At 58.1% G+C, this 17,754-nt stretch carries 21 protein-coding genes; 15 read left to right on the forward strand and 6 right to left on the reverse strand.

Going from position 1 to position 17,754, the window contains the following annotated elements:
• Nucleotides 1-59 precede the first annotated feature (59 nt).
• From hutI to ACR0DG_RS13320, 8 genes are all read left to right on the forward strand, one after another.
• On the forward strand, nt 60-1,268 hold the full coding sequence (gene hutI, locus ACR0DG_RS13285) for an imidazolonepropionase (protein WP_480698067.1): 1,209 nt from the start codon (nt 60-62) through the stop codon (nt 1,266-1,268).
• Entirely contained in the window at nt 1,265-2,794 is a 1,530-nt protein-coding gene (gene hutH, locus ACR0DG_RS13290; RefSeq protein WP_480698065.1) for a histidine ammonia-lyase, read from the forward strand. Before hutI ends, hutH begins: the two co-directional genes overlap by 4 nt.
• Entirely contained in the window at nt 2,794-3,591 is a 798-nt protein-coding gene (gene hutG / locus ACR0DG_RS13295) for an N-formylglutamate deformylase (RefSeq protein ID WP_480698063.1), read from the forward strand. Before hutH ends, hutG begins: the two co-directional genes overlap by 1 nt.
• A complete protein-coding gene (gene hutU / locus ACR0DG_RS13300; RefSeq protein WP_480698061.1) occupies nt 3,588-5,270 on the forward strand; it encodes a urocanate hydratase in 1,683 nt (560 codons plus the stop codon). Before hutG ends, hutU begins: the two co-directional genes overlap by 4 nt.
• Nucleotides 5,271-5,340: 70 nt before the next feature.
• Nucleotides 5,341-6,219, forward strand: a complete 879-nt coding sequence (gene serB / locus ACR0DG_RS13305; RefSeq protein WP_480698059.1) for a phosphoserine phosphatase SerB — start codon at nt 5,341-5,343, stop codon at nt 6,217-6,219.
• Nucleotides 6,220-6,265: 46 nt separating this feature from the next.
• Nucleotides 6,266-6,595 carry an ArsR/SmtB family transcription factor gene (locus ACR0DG_RS13310; RefSeq protein WP_480698057.1) on the forward strand — a complete coding sequence of 110 codons (330 nt, stop codon included), beginning with the start codon at nt 6,266-6,268 and terminating at the stop codon, nt 6,593-6,595.
• On the forward strand, nt 6,583-7,011 hold the full coding sequence (locus ACR0DG_RS13315; protein ID WP_480698056.1) for an SRPBCC family protein: 429 nt from the start codon (nt 6,583-6,585) through the stop codon (nt 7,009-7,011). The genes ACR0DG_RS13310 and ACR0DG_RS13315 overlap by 13 nt, the downstream gene beginning before the upstream one ends.
• A gap of 22 nt (nt 7,012-7,033) precedes the next feature.
• A complete protein-coding gene (locus ACR0DG_RS13320; RefSeq protein ID WP_480698055.1) occupies nt 7,034-7,354 on the forward strand; it encodes a YciI family protein in 321 nt (106 codons plus the stop codon).
• Between the two features lie 3 nt (nt 7,355-7,357).
• Here the strand turns inward: ACR0DG_RS13320 and ACR0DG_RS13325 are convergent, their stop codons facing one another.
• Nucleotides 7,358-8,356 carry an asparaginase gene (locus tag ACR0DG_RS13325; protein ID WP_480698054.1) on the reverse strand — a complete coding sequence of 333 codons (999 nt, stop codon included), beginning with the start codon at nt 8,354-8,356 and terminating at the stop codon, nt 7,358-7,360.
• A gap of 178 nt (nt 8,357-8,534) precedes the next feature.
• Between ACR0DG_RS13325 and ACR0DG_RS13330 the strand changes: the two genes are divergently transcribed.
• The 4 genes from ACR0DG_RS13330 (at nt 8,535) to ACR0DG_RS13345 (ending at nt 11,628) form a co-directional block, all read left to right on the forward strand.
• On the forward strand, nt 8,535-9,068 hold the full coding sequence (locus tag ACR0DG_RS13330; protein ID WP_480698053.1) for an invasion associated locus B family protein: 534 nt from the start codon (nt 8,535-8,537) through the stop codon (nt 9,066-9,068).
• A gap of 55 nt (nt 9,069-9,123) precedes the next feature.
• Complete coding sequence (locus tag ACR0DG_RS13335; RefSeq protein ID WP_480698052.1) at nt 9,124-9,501, forward strand: lysozyme inhibitor LprI family protein; 378 nt, start codon at nt 9,124-9,126, stop codon at nt 9,499-9,501.
• Between the two features lie 79 nt (nt 9,502-9,580).
• Entirely contained in the window at nt 9,581-10,771 is a 1,191-nt protein-coding gene (rlmN, locus tag ACR0DG_RS13340; protein ID WP_480698051.1) for a dual-specificity RNA methyltransferase RlmN, read from the forward strand.
• A 230-nt stretch (nt 10,772-11,001) separates the two neighbouring features.
• Nucleotides 11,002-11,628: a cytochrome P460 family protein gene (locus tag ACR0DG_RS13345; protein WP_480698050.1), complete on the forward strand. Its 627-nt coding sequence runs from the start codon at nt 11,002-11,004 to the stop codon at nt 11,626-11,628.
• A 3-nt stretch (nt 11,629-11,631) separates the two neighbouring features.
• Here ACR0DG_RS13345 and ACR0DG_RS13350 read toward each other — a convergent pair whose 3' ends face one another.
• Both ACR0DG_RS13350 and ACR0DG_RS13355 read right to left on the reverse strand, forming a co-directional pair.
• Complete coding sequence (locus ACR0DG_RS13350; RefSeq protein ID WP_480698049.1) at nt 11,632-11,976, reverse strand: hypothetical protein; 345 nt, start codon at nt 11,974-11,976, stop codon at nt 11,632-11,634.
• Nucleotides 11,973-12,890 carry a DnaJ C-terminal domain-containing protein gene (locus tag ACR0DG_RS13355; RefSeq protein ID WP_480698048.1) on the reverse strand — a complete coding sequence of 306 codons (918 nt, stop codon included), beginning with the start codon at nt 12,888-12,890 and terminating at the stop codon, nt 11,973-11,975. Before ACR0DG_RS13355 ends, ACR0DG_RS13350 begins: the two co-directional genes overlap by 4 nt.
• A gap of 160 nt (nt 12,891-13,050) precedes the next feature.
• On the opposite strand from ACR0DG_RS13355, the gene ACR0DG_RS13360 reads away from it, so the two are divergent.
• The gene (locus ACR0DG_RS13360; RefSeq protein WP_480698047.1) at nt 13,051-13,434 is read left to right on the forward strand and encodes a hypothetical protein; all 384 of its coding nucleotides are present in this window, start codon (nt 13,051-13,053) and stop codon (nt 13,432-13,434) included.
• On the opposite strand, the gene ACR0DG_RS13365 is transcribed toward ACR0DG_RS13360, so the two are convergent.
• Both ACR0DG_RS13365 and ACR0DG_RS13370 read right to left on the reverse strand, forming a co-directional pair.
• Nucleotides 13,435-14,532 (reverse strand): cystathionine gamma-lyase, encoded by a 1,098-nt coding sequence (locus tag ACR0DG_RS13365; RefSeq protein ID WP_480698046.1) that lies wholly within the window; start codon nt 14,530-14,532, stop codon nt 13,435-13,437. It lies immediately after the preceding gene.
• A 1-nt stretch (nt 14,533) separates the two neighbouring features.
• Nucleotides 14,534-15,376 carry an LOG family protein gene (locus ACR0DG_RS13370; RefSeq protein WP_480698045.1) on the reverse strand — a complete coding sequence of 281 codons (843 nt, stop codon included), beginning with the start codon at nt 15,374-15,376 and terminating at the stop codon, nt 14,534-14,536.
• A 79-nt stretch (nt 15,377-15,455) separates the two neighbouring features.
• On the opposite strand from ACR0DG_RS13370, the gene ACR0DG_RS13375 reads away from it, so the two are divergent.
• Together ACR0DG_RS13375 and dapD are read left to right on the forward strand one after the other, a co-directional pair.
• Nucleotides 15,456-16,373, forward strand: coding sequence for a threonine/serine dehydratase (locus ACR0DG_RS13375; protein WP_480698044.1), 918 nt, complete (start codon nt 15,456-15,458; stop codon nt 16,371-16,373).
• Between the two features lie 98 nt (nt 16,374-16,471).
• Nucleotides 16,472-17,299, forward strand: a complete 828-nt coding sequence (gene dapD / locus ACR0DG_RS13380; RefSeq protein WP_480698043.1) for a 2,3,4,5-tetrahydropyridine-2,6-dicarboxylate N-succinyltransferase — start codon at nt 16,472-16,474, stop codon at nt 17,297-17,299.
• A 61-nt stretch (nt 17,300-17,360) separates the two neighbouring features.
• On the opposite strand, the gene ACR0DG_RS13385 is transcribed toward dapD, so the two are convergent.
• On the reverse strand, nt 17,361-17,696 hold the full coding sequence (locus tag ACR0DG_RS13385; RefSeq protein ID WP_480698042.1) for a cupin domain-containing protein: 336 nt from the start codon (nt 17,694-17,696) through the stop codon (nt 17,361-17,363).
• Between the last annotated feature and the right edge of the window lie 58 nt (nt 17,697-17,754).

The following is a 17,754-nucleotide window of genomic DNA, read 5'->3' on the forward strand; positions in this document are numbered from 1 at the left end:
CTTTAAAATTTTATAAGTATACGAAAAAATAATCCATATCCTGAACCAGAAGAATCGGCATGACGGCAAATTCAGTCCTCTTCAGCGCATGCGTGGCCATGATGACAGATGGCCCGATGCCGTACGGGATATGCCCGAACGGCGCTGTCGCTATCGAAGTTGGAAAGATAGCCTGGGTGGGGCCGCGGCGTGACTTGCCGGAGGCGTTTTCCGACTGGCCCACACGTGATTTCGGCGACCGGCTGATCACGCCTGCATTGATTGATGCGCATACGCATCTGGTTTTCGGAGGCAACAGAGCAGCCGAATTCGAAATGCGCCTGAACGGGGCATCTTACGAGGACATCGCGCGGGCCGGGGGTGGGATTTTGTCCACCGTTCAAGCAACGCGCGCAGCGACTGAGGCTGAGTTGCTGTCTGACGCCCTAACCCGCGCCGACGCGTTGTTGGCAGAGGGCGTTAGTTGCTTGGAAATCAAATCGGGATACGGGCTGGATATCGAGACCGAGCTAAAGATTCTGCGCGTCGCCCGAAAGGTTGGCGAAGCCAGACCGGTTCGGGTGAGGACCAGCTTTTTGGGCGCACACGCCGTGCCGCCTGACTATGCCTCAGACCCTGACGCCTATTTGAAAGAGGTCTGTATTCCCGCTTTGCGGACGGCCTTCGCAGAAGGTTTGGTGGATGCAGTAGACGGGTTTTGCGAAGGCATTGCCTTTTCACCACAACAGATCGCCCTTGTTTTCGACGAAGCCCGAAAACTCGGGTTGCCGGTCAAGCTGCATGCCGAGCAGCTTTCGAATTTGGGCGGTGCCAAACTGGCAGCGGGATACGGTGCGCTATCGGCGGATCACGTAGAATATCTTGATCAGGACGGAGTAGAAGCGATGGCCGCGGCGGGTACGGTCGCGGTTCTGTTGCCAGGTGCTTATTATACACTGCGCGAAACACAGGTGCCGCCTGTTGCGCTGCTGCGCAAAAATGCTGTTGCGATGGCGTTGGCGACGGATTGCAATCCCGGATCGTCGCCGCTGACGTCGTTGCTGTTGACCATGAATATGGCCTGCACCTTGTTTAGACTAACACCACAAGAGGCATTGGCCGGGGTGACGCTGCATGCCGCGCAAGCACTTGGTTTGCAGGATACCGGCCAAATCGCAGTTGGTATGCGCGCGGATCTTGCGGTTTGGGATGTCGCGCACCCGGCCGAGCTGTCGTACCGCATGGGATACAACCCGTTGCACACGCGGTACTTTGAGGGGGCGGAATGATGCGCCTTGTACCCGGGCAGGTTTCCATCGCCGAATTGGCTGAAATCTATTGGCGGCAGCGACCGGTCACCCTCGACCCGACTTGCAAACCTCTTGTTGAGGCGGCCGCCGAACGGATCAAAACCGCCGCTGCCGGAGACGCTGCCGTCTACGGCGTCAATACAGGCTTTGGGAAACTGGCCAGCCACAAGATCGCGCCCGAAGATACGGCTCTTTTGCAACGAAACCTGATCCTGAGCCATTGCTGCGGTGTGGGCCCTGCGACGCCGCGACAGGTGGTTCGTCTGATGATGGTGTTAAAGCTTTTGTCTTTCGGGCGTGGTGCATCCGGTATTCGGTGGGAACTGATCGCATTATTGCAAGACATGCTGGATCGCGGTGTCACGCCCGTGGTCCCAGCGCAAGGTTCGGTTGGTGCGTCCGGTGATCTGGCCCCATTGGCGCATATGGCTGCTGTTTTGATCGGAGAAGGGCAAGCTGACGTAAATGGTTCGGTCTTGTCGGGGCGTGAAGCCCTGCAGTCTTGCGGGTTAGAGCCTGTTGAGCTTGGCCCGAAAGAGGGTTTAGCCCTGATCAATGGCACCCAGTTCTCAACCGCTTATGCCTTGGCCGGTTTGTTTCAGGCCTGGCGGACCGCGCAAAGCGCATTGGTGATCTCGGCGCTGTCCACGGATGCGATCATGGGATCGACCGCTCCGCTGCAGCCGGAAATCCACACCTTGCGCGGGCATAGGGGCCAGACCGAGGCCGCGAACGCGATGCGCGCGGCGTTGGCGGGTTCCGCGATACGTGAAAGTCACCGCGACGGGGATACGCGCGTGCAGGATCCGTATTGCATCCGATGTCAGCCACAGGTCACGGGCGCGGCCATGGACGTGATGCGGCAGGCTGCAGCAACCCTTGAGGTCGAAGCAAACGCAGCAACAGATAACCCGCTGGTGTTGAACGGCGTCGACGCCATTGTCTCAGGTGGAAATTTCCACGCTGAACCTGTTGGATTTGCCGCCGACATGATTGCATTGGCGATTTCGGAAACAGGTGCCATCGCGCAACGGCGGATCGCGCTTATGGTTGACCCTGCGCTCAGTTTTGATTTGCCCCCGTTTCTGACAGCTGAACCGGGTCTGAACTCTGGTCTGATGATTGCCGAGGTGACGACAGCCGCGTTGATGAGCGAAAACAAGCATCTCGCGAACCCTTGCGTGACCGACAGCACGCCCACTTCGGCCAATCAGGAAGATCACGTTTCAATGGCCGCGCATGGGGCTCGGCGTCTGGGGCGAATGGTCGAAAATCTGAACTACATCCTGGGTGTCGAGCTTTTATGCGCTGCGCAGGGCGTAGAATTCCGAGCTCCTTTGAAAACCAGTACGCCGTTGGGGCGTGTCATCGACCGGTTAAGAGCTGATGTCGCAGCGCTGTCGGATGACCGGTACCTTGCGCCCGACCTGGAAAAGGCCAAGGCATTGGTCGCAGAGGGCGACATTCTGGCTTCTGTCGGGACCTCCATGCCGGAGTTGGCTTGATGCAGGTGGTCGGCGTGCAAAAGGGTGATGGCCCTCTTGTTTTGGGGCAACCGCACGGCGGTACATCCGTGCCCGACGCTATCGCGGATCGTCTGAATAATGTTGGACGGGCATTGGCGGATACGGATTGGCACATAAACAGGCTCTATGATGGATTGAGCCCAGCAGCGACGGTGGTGCAGGCCCATGTCAATCGCTATGTGATCGACGCCAATCGGGATCCTGAAGGTGTTTCGCTGTATCCGGGTCAGAACACCACCAGCCTTGTCCCCCTGACCGATTTTGACGGCCGCCCCATATGGAAGGAAGGGCAGCAGCCTACTGACGACGAGGTCGCGGATCGGCGCGAGATGTACCATGCGCCGTACCATGCGGCGCTTGGTGCTGAGCTGGAGCGCGTTCGCGCGAAACATGGCGTGGCTGTCTTGTTTGATTGCCACTCGATCCGCAGCCGGATTCCATTTCTGTTCCAAGGGACGCTTCCTGATCTGAACATTGGTACAAACAACGGCACAAGCTGTGCGCCCGTGCTTGAAGCGATCGCGCATGAGTTTTCGGCATCGTCCCCATACAACACGGTGTTGAACGGCCGCTTCAAAGGTGGGTGGACAACCCGGCACTACGGTCGACCCGACGCAGATGTGCACGCCATCCAGATGGAGCTGGCGCAATCTGCATACCTGGCCGCCGAATACGCGCCGTGGCGCTATGACACGACCAAAGCCACGCGTCTGCGCCGCTGGCTGCGCGACATATTGGATGCCGTCCAAGACACTGCATTGGAGCTTGCCCCATGACCGATCCACGCAAGAACACCCGAGACGTCTTTCCACCCACAGGGCCTGAATTGAATGCCAAAAGCTGGGTGACCGAGGCACCACTTCGGATGCTGATGAACAATCTGCACCCGGATGTAGCCGAAAACCCCCATGAGCTTGTGGTTTATGGCGGTATTGGGCGCGCCGCGCGTACTTGGGAAGATTTTGACAGGATCGTTGCGGGTCTGAAGGACCTGGAGCAGGACGAAACCCTGATTGTTCAATCGGGCAAGCCGGTTGCAATCATTCGCACCCACAAGGATGCGCCCCGCGTTTTGATTGCGAATTCGAACCTTGTGCCGCACTGGGCGACTTGGGATCACTTTAATGAGCTCGATAAGAAAGGCCTGATGATGTATGGCCAGATGACCGCCGGGTCGTGGATTTACATCGGCACGCAGGGCATCGTTCAAGGCACGTACGAGACTTTTGCCGAAGCTGGACGTCAGCATTATGGCGGTGATCTGACCGGCAAATGGATTCTGACCGGCGGTTTGGGCGGCATGGGCGGCGCTCAGCCCTTGGCGGCCGTGTTCGCCGGGGCCTGCTGTCTGGCGGTTGAATGCAACCCGGACAGTATCGATTTCCGTCTGCGCACCAAATACCTCGATGAAAAGGCCGAAACGCTGGATGAAGCTCTGGCCATGATCGATCGCTGGACCAAGGCGGGCGAGGCGAAGTCTGTTGGGTTGTTGGGCAACGCTGCCGAGGTGTTCCCTGAGATTTACCGCCGCATGACCGAGGGTGGAATGCGCCCAGACATCGTCACTGACCAGACCAGCGCCCATGACCCGATCAACGGCTATCTCCCGCTGGGGTGGTCCATGGCTGAGTGGCGTGACCAGCGGGAATCAGACCCTAAAACGGTGGAAAAAGCAGCGCGCGCGTCGATGAAACAGCATGTGGCGGCGATGGTCGATTTCTGGAACGCCGGTGTGCCGACGCTGGATTACGGCAATAACATCCGCCAGGTCGCGCTGGATGAGGGGCTAGAGAACGCCTTTGCCTTTCCCGGCTTTGTTCCCGCCTATATCCGTCCGTTGTTCTGCAAGGGGATCGGCCCGTTCCGATGGTGTGCTTTGTCCGGCGACCCCGAGGACATCTACAAAACCGACGCCAAGATGAAAGAGCTGTTCCCAGAGAACGAGCATCTGCACCGCTGGCTGGACATGGCGCAGGATCGGATTGCGTTTCAGGGCTTGCCGGCCCGTATTTGCTGGATTGGTCTTGGCGATCGTCACCGTGCAGGGTTGGCCTTTAACGAGATGGTCGCCAATGGCGAACTCAAAGCCCCTGTCGTGATTGGACGGGATCATCTGGATTCGGGCTCTGTCGCCAGTCCGAACCGGGAAACCGAGGCGATGCTGGATGGCTCGGACGCGGTCAGCGATTGGCCCTTGTTGAACGCGCTCATCAATACGGCCAGCGGTGCCACATGGGTATCACTGCATCATGGTGGCGGCGTCGGCATGGGGTTCAGCCAGCACGCGGGTGTGGTGATTTGCGCTGACGGCACCGAAGACGCTGCCAAACGGCTCGAGCGTGTTTTGTGGAATGACCCGGCCTCAGGCGTCTGGCGTCATGCGGATGCTGGATATGAGGCCGCCAAAGACTGCGCCCGCGAACACGGTCTGCGTCTGCCGGGTATTCTGGGCTAGGGCACAACTGTCCTCTGGCGCATATGCTGCACCTGCGATATCCCGCAGGTAAGCTTGCCGGAGACCGAAGATGTACGTAGCCACCCTTTTGACGAACCCCGAACGAAACGCGTTGGATCAGACCCTGATCGAGTCGTTACGGAATGCGTGGGGTGGCGGGGATGCAAGGTGGCTCAGCCCCGACGAAGCGGCCGAGTTTCCATTGGCGGATTTGCCGGGCAATCAGTGGGACGTCTGGGCCGATCTGCAGAAAATGGACACCGATCTGATCATTCAGCCTGCAGAAGGGCGCCGCAAAAAGATGCTGCTGGCTGACATGGACAGCACCATGATCCAACAGGAATGTATTGACGAATTGGCGGACGAGGCCGGCGTTGGCGACAGGGTCAAGGACATCACTGCGCGCGCCATGAACGGAGAGCTGGATTTCGAGGGCGCCCTGACCGAGCGTGTCGGATTGCTCAGGGGATTGGACGAGGCCGTGATTGAAAAGGTGCTGAACGAGCGCATCACCCTGATGCCCGGCGGCAAAGAGCTGGTCGGCACGATGCGCGCCAATGGCGGTTATGCGGCTTTGGTTTCGGGCGGGTTCACCGCATTTACGGCCAAGGTGGGGGCCGAACTGGGGTTTGACGAAAACCGTGCCAATACTCTGTTGGCCGAAGGGGGCAAGCTGACCGGGGATGTGCAGCGGCCTATTCTGGGCCGTCAGGCCAAGGTCGATGCGCTGGAACAGATCACCAACCGGCTGGGTTTGTCCGAATCGGATGTCATCGCCGTGGGTGATGGTGCGAATGATCTTGGGATGCTGGGGCGGGCTGGAACCGGTGTGGCGCTGCACGCCAAACCTTCGGTCGCGGAACAGTGCGAGGTTCGCGTAAACCACGGGAACCTCACGGCTTTGCTGTTCCTACAGGGGTATGCACGGAGCGAATTTGCCGAGGCCTAAAACCTCGGGGCTTTCTTCTATTTAACAAAAATGTTAAACAATGATCATGAACACGCTTCTGATCACTTTTTCTGCGTTGTCCGACGCAACGCGTTTCTCGATTGTCGAGCAATTGATGCAGGATGGCGAATTGCCTGCCGGTGACCTGATCCAAGGGCGGGGCATGTCCGGTGCCGCAATCTCGCGCCATTTGAAACTGCTGCGTGAGGCCGGGCTGGTGCGGCAACGCATCGAGGGATCAAAACGCCTGTATTCGATCCGTCCCGAAGGTTTGCGCGCCATTGCCGACTGGACGATCTCTAAGCGTGAGTTCTGGGAAAGCAGCCTCGACCGTCTTGGCGATATTATCGAAAGGGAAAACTCATGGCCGACCTGAAACTGGAACGGGAATTTCCCATAAGCCCCGAAGATTTGTTCGCATGGGTCAGCGACGGTGCCCGACTGTTGCAATGGTGGGGGCCCGAGGGGATGCACGTACCCGAACACGATCTGGATTTCTCGCGTACCGGCCCGTGGTATTCGGTGATGCAAAACAGCGAGGGCCAGCAATACAAGGTTTCGGGGCATGTGACGCATGTCGATGCACCGCATTCTGTTGGTTTTACCTGGGCCTGGCATGACGATCAGGACCAAAGAGGTGCCGAAAGCCACGTGACATTCACGGTCACCGCGACCCAATCCGGTTCCCGTCTGGTGCTGGATCATCGCGAGCTGGCGGATGCCGAAGTTGCCGCAAATCATAATCAAGGCTGGACGTCCTCGCTGCGAAAGCTCGAGGCGCAGGCGAAATAGATTTTCTAAAGGGAGGAGCATCATGCCCCAGTTTTTGTTTGTTTATCACGGGGGACACACCCCAACCGATCCTGCCGAGGTCGAGGCGACGATGGCCGCTTGGGGTGCATGGTTTCAGGGTATGGGACCCGCGCTGGAGATACCCGGCAATCCGGTTGGGCAGTCCTATACCGTCAGCAGTAGTGGCGTCGTCGACAATGGCGGGGCGAATCCGGCATCAGGCTTTACGGTGATCAAGGCCGACAGCATTGATGCGGCGACCCAGATGGCCAAGGGCTGCCCGATGGTCGTGAACGGCTCCGGCTCGGTCGAGGTGGCCGAGATACACGAGATCGAGATGTGAGGCCTAGCCGGGAAACCCCGGTGCAGGTTTGATCACACCGCATTCCAACCCTCTGCGGCTGTATTGTGTGGCATTCATGAATTTGCGCGTGGCCGGGTGATCGGCCTCCAGCACACCAAGGCTCACCAGAATTGCCGCAATCGCGCACTCGCTGGCGCGCGTGGTGCCATCGGTGATCTTGAGCGCGACACCCATCCGCTTTTCAGGGATGATCGCGACAAACACGGCCTCGGCCCCGGTTTTGATTGCCGCACGGCCATTCATGGCTCGCATCAGCTCGGTACAGGCGCGGGTTTCTCCTGCGACCAGTTCAGGGTGCTTGATCATTGCAGCGGTGAGCTGCTGCGCGGCATCACTGGCCCGGTCTGATCGGTCCGCGGCCGAGGCGAACCATGCCATCGACCGCGCCAGTCCAGCCAAAGAGGTCGCGAAATTTGGGGCTGAACAGCCGTCGATGCCGTAGGCCGGGCTGGTCTCACCTGTTGTTTCTTCGATCGCGGACAGACAGGCCTGCTGAACCGGGTGGTCAATCTCAAGATATTCGGGGCCTGCACCCATATGCTGTGCCACCGTAAGGAACCCGCAGTGTTTGCCCGAACAGTTGTTGTGTATCTGGCAAGGCGTGTCGTCCGCCAGGATCAGCCCGTCCCGCGCCGCCATATCCTGTGGTTCCTGCGCGCCACATCGAAGGTCGGGTTCAGCTAGGCCCAGATGATCCAACCAGGCAGATACGCGGTCGGTGTGAATATGTGCGCCACTATGTGACGCGCAGGCCAGTGCAAGATGTTCCGAGGTCAACCCGAACTTGGCCGCGGCCCCGGACGTGATCAGCGGCAAGCCCTGAATCATTTTTGCTGACGACCTGGGATAGATCACGACGTCGGGGTCACCCCAACTGCGCACGATCTGGCCTGTATCATCGCAGATCACCGCATGTCCCAGATGAAGGCTTTCCAGCAACGGGCCTCGCCATAGTTCTGTCATTGGTATTGGCTGTGTCATCCGGGCCCTCCGTAACATGCGCAAAAATCTGCCAATTGCCCTTTCGCCTGTGGCGAAACCTGCGTTAGTGTGTGTATGTCGGCAATCACCGAAAGACGCAACTTACAGACGAGCCAGGCAGGGTTCGCACGCAGTTTCGGTGGGTATGAGGTATTAGGTCGAGCTAGGAGGCTGGACGATGGGATCAAAGCTTGTCCGCGTGATCGCGGGCCTTTGCGTGGCGGGGCTGGCCACAACTGCAACTGCCCAACAGGCGACAAGCACCAACAGGGTTGCCGCCAAGACGGACTGGAGCGTGTTCGTCGAAGATGACCCAACAGAATGCTGGAGCGTGTCTGCGCCCAAGGAAACCGTGAATACTCGCGGTGGACGGGTTGTTTCGGTACGGCGCAGCGACATTCTGCTGTTCGTGTTCTACCGCCCGAACGCCGAGGTCAAAGGACAGGTGACCTTTACCGGCGGCTATCCTTTCGCAGCCGGTTCAACAGTCAATCTTGATGTCGACGGGACAAAGTTCGAGCTGATCACCGAAGGTGAATGGGCGTGGCCTGCAACGGAAGGCGAAGACCTGAAAGTCGTGGCCGCCATGAAACGCGGAACCGAGGCTGTGCTGACCGCAAGATCAGAGCGTGGAACGCAGACCAAAGATACGTTCTCGCTGTTGGGCTTTACCGCCGCGATTGAAGACGCAGAAACGCGCTGCACGAACTGATCCGTAAACGGTCATGATATGTTAGGCTGGGGCAACCATAATCGGGAGCCCCGCCATGCGTTACATCGCCCTTATTTGTCTTGTGCCGTTCACTGCGCTTGCTGATCCGACGCTGGAATGCGCCGATGCCGCTTCGCAGATCGAAATCGGCGCCTGCGTCTCCAAGATGGAAGAGCAGGTAAACGCTGCCGTGAACGCGGCGTTTGGTTTTGCGTCAGGTGCAGCCAAAGAACTGGATGAAATTACCGACCGCGCCGCAGCCCTTCCAGCATTGGAGGCATCGCAAACCGCCTGGGCAGCGTATCGAGACACGCAATGCGAGGCCGTCGGCGCATCATTTGGTGGCGGCTCGGGTACAGGCATAGGTATCACCGCCTGCCGGGTTCAACTGGGTCGCGCGCGTGTGGACGAATTGCTGCGCTATTCGAATTAGGTCTGTCGAATTCTTTTGATCTTTGCGCTGGGTCCTATATAGAGGCGCATTCCAAGCCAGAATCCGTTGAGACAAGCCAATGTCGCCCAAAGCGCCGATCACTCAAGACGTCATGACCATCCCCCGCAAATTACCGGAGGGGAAGGTAAACCTTGTGGGTTTGACCCGTGATCAACTGCGCGAGGCGCTGATCGAGCACGGCACGCCGGAAAAGCAGGCCAAGATGCGGACCGGACAGATCTGGCAATGGATCTACCAGTGGGGCGTGCGCGACTTTGCCGAGATGACGAATCTGGCCAAGGCCTACCGCGCGCAGCTGGCCGAAAAGTTCGTGATCGAAATCCCCGAAGTCGTGACCCGTCAGGTGTCCGAAGACGGCACCCGCAAATACCTGTGCCGCATCGCCGGTGGGCACGAGGTCGAGGTTGTCTACATCCCCGAAGAGGATCGCGGCACGCTGTGTATCTCATCCCAGGTGGGCTGTACGTTGACATGTTCGTTCTGTCACACGGGCACGCAGAAACTTGTGCGTAACCTGACGGCAGCGGAAATTGTCGGTCAGGTGATGATGGCGCGCGACGATCTTGAGGAATGGCCTACCCCTGGCGCGCCCAAGGATGAAACCCGTCTGCTGTCCAACATTGTTCTGATGGGCATGGGTGAGCCGCTTTATAATTTCGATAACGTCCGCGATGCGATGAAAATCGCCATGGACCCCGAAGGGATTTCCCTGTCACGTCGGCGGATCACTCTGTCGACGAGCGGCGTGGTGCCGGAAATCGCGCGCACGGCCGAGGAAATTGGGTGCCTTCTGGCGATCTCTTTCCACGCCACCACCGATGAGACGCGCGATGTGTTGGTGCCGATCAACAAACGATGGAATATCGAAGAGCTGCTACAGTCTCTGGCCAGCTACCCGAAAGCCTCGAATTCCGAGCGGATTACGTTTGAATATGTCATGCTGGACGGCGTGAACGATACGGATGAAGACGCCCATCGCCTGATAGATCACATCAAGCGCCACAACATTCCTGCAAAGATCAACCTGATCCCGTTTAATGAATGGCCGGGCGCGCCTTACAAACGCAGTTCGAACAACCGCATCCGGGCCTTTGCGAACATTATCTATCAGGCAGGATATGCATCGCCGATCCGTAAAACGCGAGGCGAAGACATCATGGCAGCCTGTGGTCAGTTGAAGTCAGCGACCGAGCGCGCACGTAAATCGCGCAAGCAAATCGCGGCAGAAGCGGGCCTTAGCGAGCAGTAAGCGCAAAATTTGATCGAGATGTGAACAGATTCAGTGACGATGCCGCTGTCTATTGCATGCGGAATTTGGTATGTTTGTGGGGCCTGAACGGGTGAAGCACTCGTACACCAGCGCAAACACAGCGCAGTTTCACCTGTTTTTTGGCAAGAATACGCGTGGCCGCTATCCAATAGCCACTCACATGACGTGCGGCGCTCCTGTGAAACGAATTTACCGGTTGGGCCATAAGAATGTACTTGGACTTGATACGACGTAACCTCGGCGTTCTGTCGGGATTTGGGCTGACTTGCGCGGTAGCCTTTGGCGCGGCAGCGCAATCTGAAAGTGAAAGCGCGCATCTGGCGATTGAAAACCCCGCTGCGCTTTCCAAGGAAGAAGCGCTGAGCATTTACACCTCGCTAAAGCGCCGGATGGCCCTTGGGTATGCCGCGGCGCAGATGGACCTTCTGAGGAATTACCAGAATTGGCCGCTTTTCAACGACGCGCCCTATATCTCGGCGACGCATGGTCAGAGGTTTGTAAACAGCTATGCGAACAGAATGGCCCATAACTACGGCACCTTGCAGGAGGGTGAGCAATTGCCGATGGGCTCGGTGCTGGCCAAGGACAGCATAACCGTGACAGACGAAGGCAATATCCATCCGGGCGCGCTATTTGTGATGGAGAAACTGGCCCAAGGTGCCAGCCCGGACACTGCCGATTGGCGTTACATTATGGTGATGCCGGATGGGTCTTTGTTCGGTGATACGATGGGCGACCGTGCTAATGTTGTGGCGTATTGCCACGATTGCCACGCGGCAGTCGCTGATCGGGATTATACTTTTTTTGTCCCCGAAGAGTATCTGGTGAAAAACTGAAACCTAACGCTGTCCGAACCGCGCGGTGCCGATCACATTAATCAGGCTCTGGCGCACAGGTTCGGGTTGCGCTTCGACGGCGGACAGCACCTCGCGCAGTTCAGCGCGCAACCCGTGCATTTGGTCGATCAGCGACATCATCATCGACAAGGCGTCGGCTTCCATATCGTATTGGTCATGCAGTTCGCAGGCCAGTTCAAGCCGGGCTACGTCGATCCGGTGATAGACCAGCCCTGCCTCAGTCTGTTCGGGGATAACGATTTCTGCGGCCAGATACTCGGTCAGGCGTGTTGAAGTCAGACGTGCAACGGCTGCAATCAGTTCCTCTTCGGTCAATGTTCGGCTCATGACGGCATTCCTTTGCGGGGATCATAGCGATGGTTTTCTCGCCATGTCTCCATGAAGCTTTTCAGGTCGTCGTCGATCTGATCAGGGACCGTGACGGTGAGTTCGATCAGTTGATCACCCCGTTCAGAAGTTCCCCGTTTCTTGACGCCCTTGCCACGCAGGCGCAGCGTCTTGCCGCTGCTGGTTCCGGCGGGCACATTTACGTTTACGCCACCGTCGATCGTAGGCGCGGGAACCTTTCCGCCCAGAACGGCCTCGTCCAGCGTGATGGGCAGGGTGATGTGGATGTCGTCACCCTGCCGGTCAAACACCGGATGCGCCGCCACTGAAACAGTGACCAGCGCGTCGCCGGGCGGCCCACTCCCAAAGCCCGGATCACCCTTGCCACGCAGGCGGATGGTTTGGCCATCTGTGATCCCGGCGGGGATTTTCACCTCAATCCGGTCACCATCGGGCAGGGTCAGTTTCTGGCTGGCACCAAAAACCGCATCAAGAAAGCTGATCTGCAGGCTATAGCTGCGGTTATGCCCAGGGGCGTGAAATTCCTGAGAACGCTGGCCATACCCGCCGCGCCCGCGCATGAATTCGGCAAAGATGTCGGACATATCTTCGGGGTCAGCGGCGCGCCCGCGATACGGATTTCCCGCAGCTTCGGCATAGTCACGATAATACTGCTGTTGCGGTCGTTCTTGACCTGACGCGTCAATCTCGCCTGCGTCATAACGGGCCCGCTTTTCGGGGTCTTTCAGCAGGTCATAGGCGGCGGCAGCGGCTTTGAACTTTGCTTCGGCCTTGGCGTCACCGGGTTTCAGGTCCGGATGGCATTCCTTTGCGATGCGTCGATAAGCCTTTTTGATTTCAGCTTCGGTGGCATCTTTGGCGACACCAAGGGCGGAATAGGGATCGTCGCTCATCTCACCTCTCGTCAAATGGGGTGGGGGTCTGAACTTGATGAATGGGTTTTATCATGCGATTTCAATGGCCCGAAAGGAAGAGGCTTTTGAAACGCCTCGCTAAATCGCTTTATTCTGCTAATATCTAAATGTTTTAAGTGAATTGCTGACGGAGATCGAAATGACGCGCAGACTCAAGTCCATTCTGGCCTTACTGGCCGGCAATGCCATCGGATTGCTGTTGGCCGCACTTTTGTTGCCCGAATTTGCGATCAGACCGATCTCATTCATTGTTGTCGTGATTGTCTTTACCCTGATCCAATGGATCGCCGAGCCGCTGATCTTAAAGCTGGGTGCCAAGCGCGCTCCAGCGATCAAGGGCGGTATTGCGTTGATTGTGACGTTCGTGGGTCTGTTGCTGACCGATCTCATCACAAACGGTCTGACCGTTGGCGGTATTTCGAACCTGTTGGCGGCGACATTGCTGGTTTGGCTAGGCGCTTTGATCGCCAGCATTGTGCTGCCGATTTATGTCTTTACCGAGCTGCGCGAAGCCAAGAAGTAATCACAGCGCATTCAGGCTGGCGTCGATTGCCTGCCAAAGCTCCTCAACCGGCTCGCATCCGACCGACAGCCGGACAAAGGCGGGGTCGACATCGTCGCCCCATCGCGCGCGGCGTTCAGCGGAACTGTGGACGCCGCCAAACGAGGTTGCCGGGCGCAGCATCGGACAGGTGTTGATAAACACCTCGGCCTGCTCCTCGGTCTTTAAGGTTACAGACAACAGGAATCCAAACCTTGCCGTTTGCGCCTGGGCCAACGCATTAGAGGGGTCATCCGGCAGGCCCGGATAGCGGATCGCTTGAACTGCGGGGTGTTTTTCCAGCCTTTCGGCCAGCACCTGAGCAGAAGAACACATCCGGTCAAAGCGTACATCCAGCGTTTCCAGCCCGCGATGTAACAGCCAGGCCTCATGCGGTCCGGGGATCGACCCCGAGACGCGCCGCCATTCTTCGACCCGTTCCATGATCTGGGGATTCCGGCTGGCGACATGGCCCATCAATAGGTCCGAATGCCCGCCCATCGCTTTGGTGTCCGAGGCAACGACAACGTCGATACCCAGTTCCAGTGGCCGTTGGCCAAGTGGAGTCAATGTTGTGTTGTCCGCTATCGTCACGCCTCCGCTTGCGCGGACTGCGGCGGCAATGGCAGGCAGGTCCATCATATCGAGGCCCGGGTTCGACGGGCTTTCAACAAAGACAACGTCGAAGCCTTCAAACCCGCCATCCGCAAATGCCGTTGTCGGGCGTTCCGTGACAGAGACCCCAAGATCGGCAAGAAACCGGTCCGCCAACACACGGGTTACATAATACCCATCCGATGGGATCAGAATGCGCGACCCCGATTTTATCAGGGCGAACAGCGCAGCAGAAATTGCAGCCATGCCAGATGGAAACGCAAGGCAGGGCGCGTCCTCGAGATGGGACAACACATGTTCCAGATGCGCCCAGGTTGGGTTGTTCACACGACCATAGAAATCGTGCCCGTCCGGCAGACCGGGTAAGTGAAACATACTGCTTTGTGTTAAAGGCAGCGCAACGGGGTCGCCCTTTTCCAAAGCATTCCCACGCAAGTGCAACATCTGACCGGTCTTTGGAGCCATATCAGCGACCCGGAATATCGTCACGGGGTGGGGCTGGCTCCCAATTCTCAATGATGTCGACCGCTTCTTGCGCGGTATCAACAAAACGGAACAGGTCCAAATCCTCGTCCGAGATCGTGCCCGCGTCTGCCAGAGCTTCCCAATTGATGACTTTCTCCCAGAATTCGCGCCCGAAAAGCAGGAACGGGACACGTTCCATCCGTCCGGTCTGGATCAGGGTCAGGGACTCGAACAGCTCGTCCATCGTGCCAAAACCGCCGGGAAAGATCGTGATGGCGCGGGCGCGCATCAGGAAATGCATCTTGCGGATGGCAAAGTAGTGAAAGTTAAAGCTGAGCTCGGGCGTTACATACAGGTTCGGCGCTTGCTCGTGGGGCAACACGATATTCAGGCCAATCGAAGAGCCGCCCGCATCCTGCGCGCCTCGGTTGCCAGCCTCCATCACGCCGGGGCCGCCACCGGTGACAATGACGTTTTCCTGGCCGCCGGTCTCGTTCGACTTCTCGGTCATAAGGCGTGCGAATTCGCGCGCTTCATCGTAATATTCGGACAGACCTGCCAGAGTTTCTGTACGCGCAGTGTGTTTTTGCGAAGGCTCCGGGATGCGCGCGCCGCCGAACATCACGATCGTCGAGGTGATGCCACGTTCGCTCATGACCATTTCGGGTTTGAGCAACTCTAGCTGCAGGCGAACTGGGCGCAGTTCATCCCGGCACAGAAATTCGTCATCCGCAAAGGCAAGGCGATAGGCAGGCGAACGTGTTTGCGGCGTATCAGGCACTTCGCTCGCGGTCGAGCGGTCGGTCTGTGCGTCGCGAAACGGGCTGTGGCGGTCTTCTCTCATAGGTGATCGATCCCTGCTTGCGTGTTTGACAAACAGCTATAGGGTTCGCGGGCAGAGTGCCAGTCACGGAAAAACAAGAATGAATTGGAAGAGTGAAATATCAGCCGCTGCTGATCGAATTGCCGGATACGCCCAAGTCACGCCGGTCATGGAAAGCCACGCTTTGGGGCTGGGCTATCCTGTCGAATTGAAGCTTGAGCATATGCAGCACACCGGCAGCTTCAAGGCGCGCGGCGCGTTTAACACTTTGCTCAGCATGGATGTGCCAGAGGCCGGCGTCGTGGCCGCCTCAGGCGGTAACCACGGGGCTGCGGCGGCTTATGCTGCCCAAACGCTGGGCTACCATGCCAAGATTTTTGTTCCGGAACTGGCCGGGCCTTCCAAGATCAAACTGATTGAACAAACCGGAGCAGACCTGACCGTGGTCTCCGGTGAATACGCCAACGCCCTGACGGCGGCACAGGCCCACGAAGCGCAAACAGGGGCGATGCAGATCCACGCCTATGATGCGCCTGCTACAGTTGCGGGTCAGGGTACGTGTTTTGCTGAATGGGAAAGGCAGGGGCTGCAAGCGGACACCGTGTTGGTGGCCGTCGGCGGTGGCGGCTTGATCGCCGGAGCGTTGGCTTGGTTGCAAGGCACGCGTAAGGTCGTTGCGGTCGAGCCAGAAACATCATGCGCCTTGCACGCCGCGCTAGAGGCCGGAGAACTGGTCGACGTTTCAGTCTCGGGGATTGCGGCCAATGCGCTGGGCGCACGCCGGATCGGGTCGATCTGTTTCGAACTTGCACAAGGGATGACGTCGGTCGTGGTCCCGGACTCTGCGATTGAAGAGGCGCAAAAGCTGTTGTGGCGGGCCCACCGAATTCTCGTGGAGCCAGCGGGCGCGGCAGCGCTGGCGGCGCTGATGTGCAACGCGTATCAGCCCGAGCCTGGCGAACGGGTGGCAGTGCTGATTTGCGGCGGCAATATTTCTCCGGACCCGCTGGGTGGGTGAAACAGCCGCAAACCGCGCGTTCTGCGTCGCATTGCGCCATGGATGGTGCTTGCGTATAGGCAACACCAACGTGAACAGATTCGTCAGGGAGCCCCGAAATGTCTAACGCGCAACTGGAAGCCGCCATCGAAGCCGCATGGGAGGCACGCGATACCATCACACCCGCCACCACCGGCGAGACGCGTGAGGCTATCGAAGACACGCTGAATGCGCTGGACAGCGGTTCCCTGCGTGTTGCGGAAAAGCTGGAGAGCGGTGACTGGCATGTAAACCAATGGGCTAAAAAGGCGGTTCTGCTGGGATTCCGTATCAAGGATATGGAGATTCAGGATGGCGGCCCGCAAGCTGGTGGCTGGTGGGACAAGGTCGACAGCAAATTCGCCGGTTGGGGTGAAAACCAATGGCGCGCTGCAGGCTTCCGTGCGGTGCCGAATTGTGTTGTCCGCAAGTCTGCCTATGTCGCGCCGGGCGTTGTTCTGATGCCGTCGTTTGTAAACCTTGGTGCCTATGTCGACGAAGGCACCATGGTCGATACCTGGGCGACCGTCGGCTCGTGCGCGCAGATTGGCAAGAACGTTCACTTGTCCGGTGGCGTTGGTATCGGGGGTGTGCTTGAGCCGATGCAGGCAGGCCCGACCATCATCGAAGACAACTGCTTTATCGGTGCCCGGTCCGAAGTGGTCGAAGGCTGCATCGTTCGCGAAGGGTCAGTTCTTGGAATGGGTGTGTTCATCGGCAAATCCACCAAGATCGTCGATCGGGAAACCGGTGAAGTCATGTATGGCGAAGTCCCACCTTACTCGGTCGTTGTGGCTGGCTCGATGCCGTCCAAGAACAATGTCAGCTTGTATTGCGCGGTAATCGTGAAACGCGTTGATGAAAAAACCCGCTCGAAAACCGGGATCAACGAGCTGCTGCGCGACTAAGAGAATCCTGAATGAACAAAAGGGCTGCAGCAGGACGTTGCAGCCCTTTTTTGTTGCTACGTCAGCTTTTGACCGGATAGCGATCGGGTTCTTCGAACACGTCAATCACCCGGCTGCCTGCCTTGATCTTGCCGCCATGAATGACGCCGGACGGAATGGTATAACTGTCGCCGGGACGATACGTCTTGGTCTCGTCCCCAATCGTCAGTTCAATCTCGCCTTCAATCACAGTGCCCCATTGCGCTTTGTGTGAATGCGGGGGCAGCTCGAAATCCTTTAAGAAAGTAAAAAACGCGACGAGCCCTGCGTCTGATCGAACCACCGCGCTTTGAACCACATCCTCGGGGAAGGGGACGTCCAGGCTGGGAAAATCGGTAATGAAATCAGGATAAGTCATCGCGCCGCCTTTGCTTGCTGTTGGCAGAAAATCTACGGCCAATATGGCGCGCGTCGGT

It is taken from the genome of Ruegeria sp. BG8 (assembly GCF_056538325.1).